The sequence below is a fragment of the Acidovorax sp. SUPP950 genome (assembly GCF_030158935.1).
Lineage (GTDB): Bacteria > Pseudomonadota > Gammaproteobacteria > Burkholderiales > Burkholderiaceae_C > Paracidovorax.
In genome coordinates this window covers 239,861-253,459 of record NZ_BQXE01000001.1, presented here as the reverse complement: position 1 = coordinate 253,459, position 13,599 = coordinate 239,861, and the positions used below count along the sequence as shown (strand labels likewise).

The window sequence follows — 13,599 nt, the reverse complement described above, 5'->3', positions numbered from 1 at the left end:
GGCCGGCCGTGGAACGTGGCGAACCGGCCGGAACTTCGGCCCACCGTGCCGCTCCGTCCCCGCGGTTATACAAAATCCCATTCCATCGTCCCTTTCGCATGCAACGCAGAACGTCCGTGGCCGCCCTGGCCGGCTTCGCCACCCTTCCAGGAGCTTTCCTCATGTCGCCCTTGTCCAGCGCTGCCACGGCCAACGCCCTGGAGCGGCTCAAGCCCTCGCCGCGCATGCCGGTGCTGTTCGTGGGCCACGGCAGTCCGATGAACGCCATCGAGGACAACGCCTGGCGCCGCGCCTGGCAGGCCATGGGCACCGAGTTGCGGACGCGCGGCACGCCGCCGCAGTTGATCCTGTGCATCTCGGCGCACTGGCTCACCCGGGGCGGGTGGCAGCTGACGGGCATGGCCGTCCCGCGCACCATTCACGATTTCGGTGGGTTCCCACAGGCGCTGTTCGACCAGCAGTACCCCGCGCCGGGCGCACCGGTGGTCGCCGCGGGCCTGGCGGGCGAGTTGCGGTCGCCGGCCACGGGCCAGCCGCTGGGGGTGGATGCGGGCGAGTGGGGCCTGGACCATGGCACCTGGTCGGTGCTCAAGCCCATGTACCCGGCGGCGGACATCCCCGTGCTGCAGCTCAGCATGGACTACGGCAGCCCGCCGGCTGAGCACTATGCGCTGGGCCGGCAACTGCGCAGGCTGCGCGAGCGCGGCGTGCTCATCGTGGGCAGTGGCAACATCGTGCACAACCTGCGCGTCACCCGCCGGGGCACGGCGCCCACCGAGGCATACGACTGGGCGGTGGAGTTCGACACCGTGGTGCAGAACCAGATCAAGCAGGGCGAGCTGGATGCGCTGCAGCACTTTCAGCGGCTGGGCCCGGTCGCGCAGCAGGCCCACCCCAGCCACGAGCACTACCTGCCGCTCCTGTATGCCGCCGCCGCGGCCGATGCGCGCGAAATGCCGCGCTTCTTCAACACCGGCTACCAGTCGGCCTCGATCTCGATGCGGTCGGTGCTGTGGGGTTGATTGCTATATTATTTATAGCGGTATGCCCTAGAAGATATTTTGCTGGCGGCCTGAAACACCCTTAATAAAAAACCGCCCGAAGGCGGTTTTTATTGGCGGCCGGGGCAGGGGGTCACACCACCTTGGCGATCGACTGGCAGACGTAGTCGATGTTCTTGCTGTTGAGCGCGGCCACGCACATGCGGCCGGTGTCGGTGCCGTACACGCCGAACTCGCTGCGCAGGCGCACCATCTGGTCCTTGGACAGGCCGGAGTAGCTGAACATGCCGATCTGCTGCGTGATGAACGACATGTCCTGCTTCACGCCGGCGACCTTCAGGCCGTCGACCAGCTTCTGGCGCATGGCCTTGATGCGCACGCGCATCTCGCCCAGTTCCTTTTCCCACAGCGCGCGCAACTCGGGGTTGCCCAACACGGCCGCCACCACCGCGCCACCGTGGATGGGCGGGTTGGAGTAGTTGGTGCGGATGGCGATCTTGAGCTGGCTCAGCACGCGGCCGGCTTCTTCCTTGTCGGCGCACAGCACCGACAGGCCGCCCACGCGCTCGCCGTACAGGCTGAAGCTCTTGCTGAACGAGGTGGACACGAAGAAATTCAAGCCAGCGGCGACGAACTTGCCGATCACCGCACCGTCTTCGGCGATGCCGTGGCCGAAGCCTTGGTAGGCCATGTCCAGGAAGGGCGTCAGGCCCTTGGCCTTGACCACCGCGATCACCTGGTCCCACTGCTCCGCCGTGATGTCGTAGCCGGTGGGGTTGTGGCAGCAGGCATGCAGCACGACGATGGTGCCGGCCGCGGCCGCGTTCAGGCTGGCGAGCATGCCTTCGAAGTTGACGCCGCGCTTGGCCGCGTCGTAGTAGGCGTAGGTATCGACCGTGAAGCCGGCGTTGGTGAACAGCGCGCGGTGGTTTTCCCAGCTGGGATCGGAAATCAGCACCTTCGCATCGGGGCTGACCTTCTTCAGGAAGTCGGCGCCGATCTTGAGGCCGCCCGTGCCGCCGATGGCCTGCACCGTGGCCACGCGGCCGGAGGTGGCGGGCTCGCTGTCCGCGCCGAACACCAGGGCCTTGACCGCGTTGTCATAGGCCACGATGCCGTCGATGGGCAGGTAGCCGCGGGCGGCGGGCTTTTCCATCATGGCCTTTTCGGCGGCCTGGACACATTGCAGCAGGGGCAGCTTGCCGTTGTCGTCGAAATACACACCCACGCCCAGATTGACCTTGTGGGGGTTGGTGTCCGCGTTGTATTGCTCATTCAGACCCAGGATCGGGTCGCGGGGGGCCATTTCGACGGCGGTGAACAGAGACATTGAATAGTCCTTGGAGGTTGGAAAACTGACGTTGCGCCCCAAGCTGCGATAGGCTTTCGGGTCAACCGCCGATTTTAGCGGCCCATGCAAGCGAGTCCCCCACACCATGCACCCAGTCATCACCGAACCCGTGACCGGCCAGTTCGTCAGCTTCGCGGACTCGCCGTTCGAGCTGTACCAGCCCTATCCCCCTGCGGGCGACCAGCCCGAGGCCATCGAAAAGCTCGTGGAAGGGGTCAGGGACGGCGAGGTCTTCCAGACCCTGCTGGGGGTGACGGGCTCCGGCAAGACGTTCACCATGGCCAACGTGATCGCGCGGATGGGGCGTCCGGCCATCGTTTTCGCGCCCAACAAGACCCTGGCTGCCCAGCTCTATAGCGAGTTCCGCGAGTTCTTCCCGAAGAACGCCGTGGAATATTTCGTAAGCTATTACGACTATTACCAGCCCGAAGCCTATGTGCCGCAGCGCGATCTCTTCATCGAGAAGGATTCCGCGATCAACGAGCACATCGAGCAGATGCGCCTGTCGTGCACCAAGAGCCTGATGGAGCGGCGCGATGTGGTGATCGTGGCCACCGTGTCGGCGATCTACGGCATCGGCGAGCCCGAAAGCTACCACCGCATGGTGATGACGCTGCGCGTGGGCGACAAGCTCAGCCAGCGCGACGTGATCGGGCAGCTCATCCGCATGCAGTACCAGCGCAACGAGCAGGACTTCAGCCGCGGCAAGTTCCGCGTGCGCGGCGACACCATCGACGTGTTTCCGGCCGAGCACTCCGAGCTGGCGATCCGCATCGAGCTGTTCGACGACGAGATCGAAAGCCTGCAGCTGTTCGACCCGCTCACCGGGCGCGTCAAGCAGAAGATCCCGCGCTTCACGGTGTACCCGAGCAGCCACTACGTGACCCCGCGCGACAAGGTGCTGACGGCGGTGGAGACCATCAAGCTCGAACTGGCCGAGCGCCTGGGGCAGTTCGTGTCCGAAGGCAAGCTGGTGGAAGCGCAGCGCCTGGAGCAGCGCACCCGGTTCGACCTGGAAATGCTCAGCGAAGTGGGGCACTGCAAGGGCATCGAGAACTACACCCGCCACCTGTCGGGCGCTGCGCCGGGCGATCCGCCCAGCACCCTCACGGACTACCTGCCCAGCGATGCGCTCATGTTCCTGGACGAGAGCCACCAGATGATCGGCCAGCTCAACGCCATGTACAGCGGAGACCGCTCGCGCAAGACCACGCTGGTCGAGTACGGCTTCCGGCTGCCGTCCGCACTGGACAACCGCCCGCTCAAGTTCGAGGAATTCGAGACGCGCATGCGCCAGGTGATCTTCGTGTCCGCCACGCCGGCCGATTACGAAAAGACCCATTCCGGCCAGGTGGTGGACCAGGTGGTACGCCCCACCGGGCTGATCGATCCCGAGGTCGAAGTGCGCCCCGCCACCCATCAGGTGGACGACGTGCTGCAGGAGATTCGCATCCGCGTGGACAAGGCCGAGCGCGTGCTCATCACGACGCTGACCAAGCGGATGGCCGAGCAGTTGACCGACTACCTGAGCGACAACGGCGTGAAGGTGCGCTACCTGCACTCGGACATCGACACGGTCGAGCGCGTGGAAATCATCCGCGACCTGCGATTGGGCGCCTTTGACGTGCTGGTGGGGATCAACCTGCTGCGCGAGGGGCTCGACATTCCCGAGGTCTCGCTGGTGGCGATCCTCGACGCCGACAAGGAAGGCTTCCTGCGGGCCGAGCGCAGCCTGATCCAGACCATCGGGCGCGCCGCGCGCAATCTGAACGGCAAGGCCATCCTGTACGCCGATCGGGTGACCGAGTCCATGAAAAAAGCCATCGGCGAAACGGAACGCCGGCGCATCAAGCAGATCGCACACAACGAGGAAAAGGGAATCACGCCCCGCAGCATCGTCAAGCAGGTGAGAGACCTGATCGATGGGGTGTACAGCGAGAAGGCTGGCAAGGACGCCGAACGGCTGGAGCAGGAATCGATGCGCCGTGCCCAGGTGGAAGACATGTCCGAAAAGGATGTGGCCCGGGAAATCAAGCGGCTGGAAAAGCTCATGCTGGAGCATGCCCGCAACCTCGAATTCGAACATGCCGCCCGTGTGCGGGACCAGTTGGGTCAATTGAAATCGCAGGCGTTCGGGGCCTCCGGGGGCGACCAAGTGGCGCTGTAACGGCCAAGTTGGCGACGGTTGGGGAGGAAAGGTGACTGATGGGTTTTGTTACCCGACAAAAACAATAGGGATTTGTGCTATACTTGGGTGAAACACTCAACAAAACAGCCCAACGATGAAGGGCTCCCAAAGTCTCTTCGCTTTCATGCGAGAGGTGCACGGAGTTAGGGGCGGAGACGGTGCCTCAGGCGGCAATCATGTTGCCTCGGGGCGTTTCTATAACGGACAAGCCTGACGACAAGGAGCTTGCGATGCGTCTCACTACCAAAGGCCGTTTTGCGGTCACTGCCATGATCGATCTGGCCCTGCGCCAGAACAATGGCCCCGTCACTTTGGCGGCAATCAGCCAGCGGCAACAAATTTCACTCTCCTACCTGGAGCAGCTTTTCGGCAAGTTGCGCCGGCATGAATTGGTCGAATCCACCCGTGGCCCCGGCGGCGGCTACACGCTGGCCCGCAAGGCGGCGGACATCACCGTGGCGGACATCATCGTCTCGGTGGATGAGCCCATTGATGCCACCCAGTGCGGTGGCAAGGAAAATTGCCTGGGCGAAGCCGGCCGTTGCATGACGCATGAACTGTGGGCGTCGCTCAACCAGCGCATGGTCGAGTTTCTGGACTCGGTCACGCTTCAGAAGCTGGTGGACGACCAATTGGCCAAGGGCGTTCAGATCGAAGACAAGCCCGTCGTGCGCCGTGCCATCTCGACAACGCCGGTCGTGAAGCCGATTCGCGTCAATGCGCCCAACTCGGTTTTCGCGTTGGGCAACGTGTTCGCCAAGTCGTGAGTGGATGCCCGGCTTTGGCCGGGCAGTCGCATACGCCGGATTTTGACTTCTGACTCTCGCCAGCCAGACCCCTTACTGAGCCAGCCATGGACATGACCCCCCACTTTCCCATCTATCTCGACTACGGTGCCACCACGCCAGTGGACCCGAGGGTCGTGGATGCCATGATTCCATGGTTGCGCGAGCATTTCGGCAACCCGGCTTCACGGAGCCACGCCTGGGGTTGGGAGGCGGAAGAAGCCGTTGAAAAAGCCCGTGTGGAAGTTGCTCGCCTGATCAATGCGGACCCGCGTGAGATCGTCTGGACGAGCGGCGCCACCGAGTCCAACAACCTGGCCATCAAGGGTGCAGGGCAGTTCTACAAAGGCAAGGGCAAGCACCTGATCACGGTGAAGACCGAGCACAAGGCCGTGCTGGACACCATGCGCGAGATGGAGCGCCAAGGCTTCGAAGTCACCTACTTGGACGTGCAGGAAAACGGCCTGCTCGATTTCGAGGTGCTCAAGGCGGCCATTCGCCCAGACACCATCCTGTTGAGCGTCATGTTCGTGAACAACGAAATCGGGGTGATCCAGGACCTGCCGGCGATCGGTGCCCTGTGCCGTGAAAAGGGCATCATCTTCCACGTGGACGCTGCGCAAGCCACGGGCAAGGTGGACATCGATCTTTCGATGCTGCCTGTCGATCTGATGAGCCTGGCCTCCCACAAGACATATGGCCCCAAGGGCATTGGCGCGCTGTATGTGCGGCGCAAGCCCCGCGTGCGGCTGGAGGCGCAGATGCATGGCGGCGGGCATGAGCGCGGGATGCGTTCCGGCACATTGCCGACCCATCAGATCGTGGGCATGGGCGAGGCTTTCCGCATCGCCCGCGAAGAGATGGCGCAGGATCTGGCAAAAGCCAAGGCACTGCAAAAGCGCCTGCTCGATGGTTTGCACGACATCGAGCAGGTATTCGTGAATGGCGACATGGAGCGCCGTGTGCCGCACAACCTGAACATCAGCTTCAACTACGTCGAAGGCGAGTCGCTGATCATGGGCATCAAGGGCCTGGCCGTGTCGTCGGGCTCTGCCTGCACTTCCGCCAGCCTGGAACCCAGCTACGTACTGCGCGCTCTGGGCCGCAGCGACGAGCTGGCACACAGCAGCCTGCGCATGACGATCGGCCGCTTCACCACAGAAGAAGAGATCGACTACGCGGTATCCACCATCCGACACAACGTGGCCAAGCTGCGCGAGTTGAGCCCTTTGTGGGAAATGTACAAGGACGGCGTTGACATCAGCGCCATCCAGTGGGCCGCCCATTGATGGCGTCGGTCAGCAGATTCAAGAGGTAAACATCATGGCTTATTCAGACAAAGTGATCGACCATTACGAGAACCCCCGCAATGTGGGCTCGTTCGACAAGGGCGACGATTCGGTGGGCACCGGCATGGTGGGCGCACCGGCGTGCGGCGACGTGATGAAGCTGCAGATCAAGGTCAACCCCGAAACCGGTGTGATCGAAGATGCCCGCTTCAAGACGTATGGCTGCGGTTCGGCGATTGCATCGTCGTCCCTGGTCACGGAATGGGTGAAAGGCAAGACGCTGGATGAGGCGGCTGCCCTCAAGAATGCGGAAATTGCGCAGGAACTGGCCTTGCCTCCGGTCAAGATCCATTGTTCCATCCTGGCGGAAGACGCAATCAAGGCGGCCGTGCAAGACTACAAGGCCAAGCACACCGCTATGGCCGCTGCCTGAACGGGGCGAGGTGACATGGCGATCACATTGACCGAAGCTGCGGCCCGACATGTGAGCCGCTATCTCTCCCGTCGCGGCAAGGGCGTCGGGGTTCGGCTGGGCGTGAAGACGACGGGTTGCTCCGGCTTGGCTTACAAGCTGGAATATGTGGACGAGCAGGGTCCGGAAGACATGGTGTTCGAAGACCATGGCGTGAAGGTGCTCATCGATCCCAAGAGCCTGGCCTACATCGATGGCACCCAGCTGGATTTCGTGCGCGAGGGGTTGAACGAAGGCTTCAAATTCAACAATCCCAACGAGCGCGACCGGTGTGGCTGCGGAGAGAGCTTCCGGGTTTGACCTTTCCATCCACGCTGGTTGCAGTGAACCGCCAACGCGTTCCGTGCTGGCGGTTTTTTTCTTGACATGAACCTTCAATCCGACGACTTCGAACTCTTCGGCGTGCCACGCCAATTCGCGCAGGATCGCCCGGCCCTGGATGCCCGTTGGAAAGAGTTGCAGCGCGAAGCCCATCCTGATCGATTTGCCATGCATGGCCCCTCGGCGCAACGCCTGGCAATGCAATGGTCGGTGCGCATCAACGAGGCATACCAACGCATCAAGGACCCCCTCAAGCGCGCGGCCTATTTGTGCGAACTGGGCGGCGCGTCGATCCGGGCCGAAGACAACACGGCCATGCCCACTGATTTTCTGATGCAGCAGATGGAATGGCGCGAGGCGCTTGACGACGCGGCGGATCCCTCTTCGTTCGATGCGCTGGACCAGGCCGTTCGAGACGCGCGCGCTACGGCCCTGCAGCGGTGCGAACAGCTTTTGGATGGGCAGCGCGACTACGCTGCCGCCGCGAACGAAGTCAGAGCCCTCATGTTCATTGCGCGATTTGCCGACGATATCGACCGCCGCAGAGACGCACTGGGACAATAGCGCCTGCCTTTATTGATTGATTGATCGATCGAATGGATGCGGCAGCCAGTGCATGCCGCCTCCCACCTAGAAAAATACCCCATGGCGCTTTTGCAGATTTCAGAACCCGGCCAATCCCCCGATCCGCACCAGCGGCGCATTGCCGTGGGCATCGATTTGGGCACCACCCATTCCCTGGTGGCGGCTGTGCGCAACGGCGTGGCCGAGTGCCTCCCCGACAACCAGGGTCGTGTGTTGCTGCCGTCTGTCGTTCGCTACTTGGCAGAAGGCCGTCGCCAGATCGGCTACGAAGCGGTGGCAGCCCAGGCGCAGGACGCGGGCAATACCATTGCCTCAGCCAAGCGGTTCATGGGGCGCAGCCTGCAGGATATTGCCCATCCCGAAAAGCTCCCCTACGACTTTGTCGAAGCGCAGGATGAAGGCGGCGGTGGCATGGTCTCTCTGAAAACCGTGGACGGCGCCAAGTCGGCGGTGGAGGTCAGCGCGGAGATCCTGGCGACATTGCGCTTCCGTGCCGAAGACAGTTTCGACGACGAGATTTTCGGTGCGGTCATCACCGTCCCGGCTTATTTCGATGATGCGCAGCGCCAAGCCACCAAGGACGCAGCGCGTTTGGCGGGCTTGAATCTGCTGCGGCTCATCAACGAGCCGACTGCCGCCGCCATTGCCTACGGCCTCGACAATGCCAGCGAAGGCGTCTATGCGGTGTATGACCTCGGTGGGGGTACGTTCGATGTGTCGATCCTGCGGCTGACCCAAGGGGTGTTCGAAGTGATCGCCACGGGAGGCGACTCGGCTCTGGGTGGCGACGACTACGACGCGGCGCTGGCCGACTGGGTGCTTCAGCAGCAGGGCCTGGTGGCTGCCACCGCCCGAGACAAGGCCGCCGTTCGGTTGGCCGCCCGCGCATGCAAAGAGGCGCTCAGCGCTGCCGATACTGCAGCCTTCGTTGCCGAGGTATCGGGCGCGAGCATTGACGTCGCCGTGCACCGGGCCGATCTGGAAGCGGCCACGGCGCCACTCACCCAGCGTTCAATTGCGGCGGCGCGCCGCACCCTTCGCGATGCGCAGCTCTCTCCCGAAGAGGTGCAAGGCGTGGTCATGGTGGGTGGCTCCACGCGCATGCCGCAAGTGCAGCGCGCAGTGCAAGCGTTCTTCGGAACGGAACCACTGAACAACCTGAATCCGGACGAGGTCGTCGCACTGGGTGCCGCCCTTCAGGCCAACCAGTTGGCGGGCAACAATCCATCGGGCGACATGCTGCTGCTGGACGTGATTCCTTTGTCGCTCGGCATCGAAACCATGGGCGGACTGGTCGAGCGCATCGTGTCTCGCAACGAAACCATTCCCACCGCCAAGGCGCAGGACTTCACCACGTACAAGGACGGCCAGACCGCCCTGGCCATTCATGTGGTGCAAGGCGAACGCGATTTGGTGGCGGATTGCCGGAGCTTGGCGCGGTTCGAGCTGCGCGGCATTCCACCGATGGCTGCAGGCGCGGCCAGGATCCGGGTCACGTTCACCGTCGATGCCGATGGCCTGCTCAACGTGAGCGCGAAAGAGCAGGGCAGTGGCATCGAAGCGCGCGTCGACGTCAAGCCTTCCTACGGCCTGTCGGACGACCACATTGCACGCATGCTGCAAGAAGGCTTTGCAACGGCCGCGCAGGACATGCGGGCGCGGTCGCTGGTCGAAGCGCGGGTGGATGCCGATCGCATGTTGATGGCCACCCGCAGTGCGCTGGATGCCGATGCCGATCTGCTCGAAACCGACGAACGCGAAACCATTGAAGCACTGATGCTGGCCTTGCAGCAGGCGCGTGAACTGGACGACGCGGCAGCGATCGAGGCGGCGACCCAGGCCCTGGCCCACGGGACCGAGGCATTCGCGGCGCACCGCATGAATCGCGGAATCCAGCAGGCCCTTGGCGGCAAGAACGTGCAAACCCTTTAAACGACGATCCAGCCCCATGCCCGTCATCAAAATACTGCCCCATCCCGAGTACTGCCCTGCGGGCGCCGACATCACAGCGCCTTCCGGTACCTCGATCTGCGAAGCCTTGCTCGACAACGGCATCAAGATCGAGCATGCGTGTGACATGAGTTGTGCCTGCACGACCTGCCATGTGATCGTGCGTGCCGGGGGAGGGTCCCTCAATGAGGCCGAAGAGGAAGAAGAGGACCTGCTCGACCGCGCCTGGGGCCTGGAGCCACAGTCGCGTCTGAGTTGCCAGGCGATTCTTGCCCAGAGCGACGTGACGGTGGAGATCCCCAAGTACACCATCAACCACGCCAAGGAGAACCACTGATGTCGCGTCAGATCGTTCTGGACACGGAAACCACCGGCCTGTCGGCCGAAGGCGGCGACCGCATCATTGAACTGGGATGCGTGGAGTTGCTGAACCGCAAGCTCACCGGCAACAACCTGCACCTGTATTTCAATCCAGGGCGCGACAGCCATGAAGACGCGCTCAAGGTGCACGGCATCAGCAACGAATTCCTGCGGGACAAGCCGAAGTTTGCGGAGATGGCCGACGACATCCTGCAGTACCTGCAGGGTGCGGAAATCATCATCCACAACGCAGCCTTCGACGTGGGCTTCCTCAACAAGGAACTGGAACTGACGGGCCGCCCCGGCTTCAAGACGTACGTCGAGAGCGTGACCGACACGCTGGTGATGGCCAAGGAGATGTTTCCTGGCAAGCGCAATTCGCTGGATGCCCTGTGCGACCGGCTGGGCGTCGACAATTCCGGCCGCACGCTGCACGGCGCGCTGCTGGATGCGGAACTGCTGGCTGACGTCTACATCAACCTGACGCGCGGGCAGGACCCGTTGCTGATCTCTGACGAAGAGAGCGACACCAAATCCGGCATTCGTGTGGCGCCGATCGATCTGAGCGCGCTGGTCTTGCAGGTGCTCACCGCCAGCGAACAGGAACTGTCGTTGCACGAGGAGACGCTGGCCCATATCGACAAAGCCAGTGGTGGAAAAACAATTTGGCGAATTGAGTCTTCGGTCGAAAAAGCTGTGCAATAATCATGGGCTTGTCGCAAGACAACACGGGTGATTAGCTCAGCGGTAGAGCACTGCCTTCACACGGCAGGGGTCACATGTTCGATCCATGTATCACCCACCAGTGTTTTTTTGAACCAGAAGTGCGTCGCATGGCTGATTCAATGGGTGATTAGCTCAGCGGTAGAGCACTGCCTTCACACGGCAGGGGTCACATGTTCGATCCATGTATCACCCACCACATCAACCCCTGCAGGCTTTGTCTGCAGGGGTTTTTTGTTGCCTGCTTCGCGATGGATGGGGCCTCGCCGGATGCCCGCCGCCAACGCGTTCGGCGCGCTGCGTTCGGCCACAATCGATGGTTTCGATTCCCGAGGCCGCCAGACGATGCTCACCTTTCACAATCCCCTGCACAACGCCCATGCCCCGGTGCATGAGTTCTTTCGCGGCGAACGGGTGCCGTGCTTCGAGAAGCCGGCGCGCCAGGATTATGTCGAGCAGCGTCTGAAAGAGTGTGGTCACGCGCTCTTGGCACCCAATGTCGACAGCACTGCCGTGTTGAAGCAAATTCATGCGGAGCGGTATCTGTCGTTCCTGCAGACCGCGTGGCAGCAGTGGCTGGCGCAAGACCCGGCGAATGCCGCTGTGCAGCCGTTTCCCTCCGTGTGGCCGGTTCGCACCTTGCGCTCGGACATCGAACCCGCGAATTTCACGGCGCGCTATGGTCTGTATTCCATGGACAACGGGACTCCGCTGGCCGAAGGCACCTGGGCCGCGGCCAAGGCGGGCGCGGACGCGGCTGCCAGTGCCGCGTCCGCGGTGGCCAGCGGTGTCGCGGGCGCATCGTTTTGCGTGACGCGGCCGCCCGGCCACCATGCGGGGCCGGACTTCATGGGAGGCTACTGTTTCCTCAACAATGCTGCCGTCGCAGCCCAGACGCTGCGCAACTCCGGCATGCCTCGCGTGGCGGTGCTCGATGTGGACTACCACCACGGCAATGGCACCCAAAGCATTTTTTACGAGCGTTCGGATGTGCTGTTCATCAGCATCCATGGCGACCCAATGACTGAATACCCTTTTTATCTGGGCCATGCGGACGAGACCGGCCACGGCGCCGGAGCAGGCTTCAACCTGAATCTTCCGCTGCCCGCCGGCACCGGGTTCGACGCATGGTTTGCCGCATTGGAAAAGGCCTGCGTGGCCATCCTGGCTTACGGGCCGCAGGCGGTGGTGGTCTCCCTGGGCTTGGATACGTTCGAGGGGGATCCCATCTCGCGCTTCTCCTTGGCATCCCAGGACTTTTCTCGGATCGGGCAGCGCCTGGCACAACTGAACCTGCCGACCGTGTTCGTGCTGGAAGGCGGCTATGCCGCCGCAGAGCTGGGTCTCAACGCAGTGAACGTGATCGATGGGTTCGAAGCGCAAGGCAGGCAGTCATCATGACCGAGTCGGTGGATTGCGTCGTCGTTGGCGCGGGGGTGGTGGGCCTGGCCGTTGCGCGCGCCCTGGCCCTGCGGGGCCGCGAGGTGCTGGTGCTCGAAGCCGCCAATGCGATTGGCACGGGAACCAGCTCCCGCAACAGCGAAGTGGTGCATGCGGGGATCTACTACCCCCCAGGATCGCTCAAGGCCCGGCTGTGCGTGCAGGGCCGCGACATGCTCTACGCGTATTGCGAGGCAAGGGGCATCGCGCACCGGCGCTGCGGCAAGCTGATCGTTGCCACGTCGGACGAGCAGCGGGCATCGCTGGAAAGCATCCAGCAAAAGGCGCATGCCAATGGCGTCACCGACCTGCAATGGCTGACGCGGGAGCAGGCCCGGGCGTTGGAGCCCGCGCTGGAATGCGTGGCCGCATTGCTGTCGCCCAGCACCGGCATCGTGGACAGCCATGCCTTCATGCTCTCGCTCCAAGGCGATCTGGAGAACCAGGGTGGCATCGTGGCACTGAATTCGCCTCTGGCGAATGCAGTACTAGGGGGTGATGCTATCGTTTTGGAAGCGAGCGACGGTACGCGCTTGAGTGCCCGCACGCTGGTGAATGCCGCAGGCCTGCAGGCGCCCGATCTGGCCAAGCGGTTCCATGGCCTCGATCCGCGCCATGTGCCAACGGCCCGGTACGCAAAGGGCAGTTACTTCACGTTGACGGGTGCATCGCCGTTTTCCCGCTTGATCTACCCCGTTCCCGAAGCGGCTGGCCTGGGCGTGCACCTGACACTGGACATGGGACGCCAAGCCAAGTTCGGTCCCGACGTGGAGTGGGTGGGCTCGGCCGACGACCTGTCGGTCGATCCTGCGCGCGGCGAGGCGTTCTATGCGGAGGTTCGCCGGTACTGGCCCGGCCTGCGGGATGGCGCTCTGGTGCCTGGCTATGCAGGCATTCGGCCCAAGATCCACGGGCCGGGCGAGCCCGCAGCGGACTTTTGCATCCAAGGCCCTGAAACGCATGGTATGGGTGGGCTCATCCAGCTGTTCGGCATCGAGTCGCCAGGCCTTACCAGTGCGCTGGCGTTGGGCGAGCATGTCGCAGATCAAGTCTCCCGCTGACTTTCTCATCCAAGCGGCCATGGCCTACGGCCGTATGTAAAGCGTGTGACTAAGATGGGGTATCCGCCTACAG

Annotated in this window: 13 protein-coding genes and 2 tRNA genes; 14 read left to right on the top strand and 1 reads right to left on the bottom strand. The window is 63.0% G+C overall.

Features of this window, described 5'->3' with window-relative positions:
• Positions 1 to 161 precede the first annotated feature (161 nt).
• Positions 162 to 1,022 (top strand): 4,5-DOPA-extradiol-dioxygenase, encoded by an 861-nt coding sequence (gene ygiD / locus AVME950_RS01235; RefSeq protein WP_502869374.1) that lies wholly within the window; start codon positions 162 to 164, stop codon positions 1,020 to 1,022.
• A 112-nt stretch (positions 1,023 to 1,134) separates the two neighbouring features.
• Here ygiD and AVME950_RS01230 read toward each other — a convergent pair whose 3' ends face one another.
• A complete protein-coding gene (locus AVME950_RS01230; RefSeq protein ID WP_284428448.1) occupies positions 1,135 to 2,331 on the bottom strand; it encodes an amino acid aminotransferase in 1,197 nt (398 codons plus the stop codon).
• A gap of 106 nt (positions 2,332 to 2,437) precedes the next feature.
• Between AVME950_RS01230 and uvrB the strand changes: the two genes are divergently transcribed.
• The 13 genes from uvrB (at position 2,438) to AVME950_RS01165 (ending at position 13,526) form a co-directional block, all read left to right on the top strand.
• A complete protein-coding gene (gene uvrB, locus AVME950_RS01225) occupies positions 2,438 to 4,519 on the top strand; it encodes an excinuclease ABC subunit UvrB (protein ID WP_284428447.1) in 2,082 nt (693 codons plus the stop codon).
• Between the two features lie 251 nt (positions 4,520 to 4,770).
• The gene (iscR, locus tag AVME950_RS01220) at positions 4,771 to 5,307 is read left to right on the top strand and encodes a Fe-S cluster assembly transcriptional regulator IscR (protein ID WP_092739258.1); all 537 of its coding nucleotides are present in this window, start codon (positions 4,771 to 4,773) and stop codon (positions 5,305 to 5,307) included.
• An 86-nt stretch (positions 5,308 to 5,393) separates the two neighbouring features.
• Positions 5,394 to 6,614, top strand: coding sequence for an IscS subfamily cysteine desulfurase (locus AVME950_RS01215; RefSeq protein WP_284428446.1), 1,221 nt, complete (start codon positions 5,394 to 5,396; stop codon positions 6,612 to 6,614).
• 34 nt (positions 6,615 to 6,648) lie between these two features.
• Positions 6,649 to 7,047 carry a Fe-S cluster assembly scaffold IscU gene (gene iscU / locus AVME950_RS01210; RefSeq protein ID WP_272553075.1) on the top strand — a complete coding sequence of 133 codons (399 nt, stop codon included), beginning with the start codon at positions 6,649 to 6,651 and terminating at the stop codon, positions 7,045 to 7,047.
• Between the two features lie 15 nt (positions 7,048 to 7,062).
• Positions 7,063 to 7,386 carry an iron-sulfur cluster assembly protein IscA gene (gene iscA, locus AVME950_RS01205; protein WP_092739252.1) on the top strand — a complete coding sequence of 108 codons (324 nt, stop codon included), beginning with the start codon at positions 7,063 to 7,065 and terminating at the stop codon, positions 7,384 to 7,386.
• Positions 7,387 to 7,452: 66 nt separating this feature from the next.
• A complete protein-coding gene (gene hscB, locus AVME950_RS01200; protein WP_284412986.1) occupies positions 7,453 to 7,971 on the top strand; it encodes a Fe-S protein assembly co-chaperone HscB in 519 nt (172 codons plus the stop codon).
• Between the two features lie 81 nt (positions 7,972 to 8,052).
• The gene (hscA, locus tag AVME950_RS01195) at positions 8,053 to 9,924 is read left to right on the top strand and encodes a Fe-S protein assembly chaperone HscA (protein WP_284428445.1); all 1,872 of its coding nucleotides are present in this window, start codon (positions 8,053 to 8,055) and stop codon (positions 9,922 to 9,924) included.
• A 16-nt stretch (positions 9,925 to 9,940) separates the two neighbouring features.
• On the top strand, positions 9,941 to 10,279 hold the full coding sequence (fdx, locus tag AVME950_RS01190) for an ISC system 2Fe-2S type ferredoxin (protein ID WP_284412990.1): 339 nt from the start codon (positions 9,941 to 9,943) through the stop codon (positions 10,277 to 10,279).
• The gene (gene dnaQ / locus AVME950_RS01185) at positions 10,279 to 11,007 is read left to right on the top strand and encodes a DNA polymerase III subunit epsilon (RefSeq protein ID WP_272569130.1); all 729 of its coding nucleotides are present in this window, start codon (positions 10,279 to 10,281) and stop codon (positions 11,005 to 11,007) included. The genes fdx and dnaQ overlap by 1 nt, the downstream gene beginning before the upstream one ends.
• A 25-nt stretch (positions 11,008 to 11,032) precedes the next feature.
• Positions 11,033 to 11,107, top strand: a tRNA-Val gene (locus AVME950_RS01180).
• A 42-nt stretch (positions 11,108 to 11,149) separates the two neighbouring features.
• A tRNA-Val gene (locus AVME950_RS01175) sits at positions 11,150 to 11,224 on the top strand.
• 146 nt (positions 11,225 to 11,370) lie between these two features.
• Positions 11,371 to 12,426, top strand: coding sequence for a histone deacetylase family protein (locus tag AVME950_RS01170; RefSeq protein WP_284429543.1), 1,056 nt, complete (start codon positions 11,371 to 11,373; stop codon positions 12,424 to 12,426).
• Complete coding sequence (locus AVME950_RS01165) at positions 12,423 to 13,526, top strand: NAD(P)/FAD-dependent oxidoreductase (protein ID WP_284428444.1); 1,104 nt, start codon at positions 12,423 to 12,425, stop codon at positions 13,524 to 13,526. The genes AVME950_RS01170 and AVME950_RS01165 overlap by 4 nt, the downstream gene beginning before the upstream one ends.
• The last annotated feature ends 73 nt before the right edge of the window (positions 13,527 to 13,599 follow it).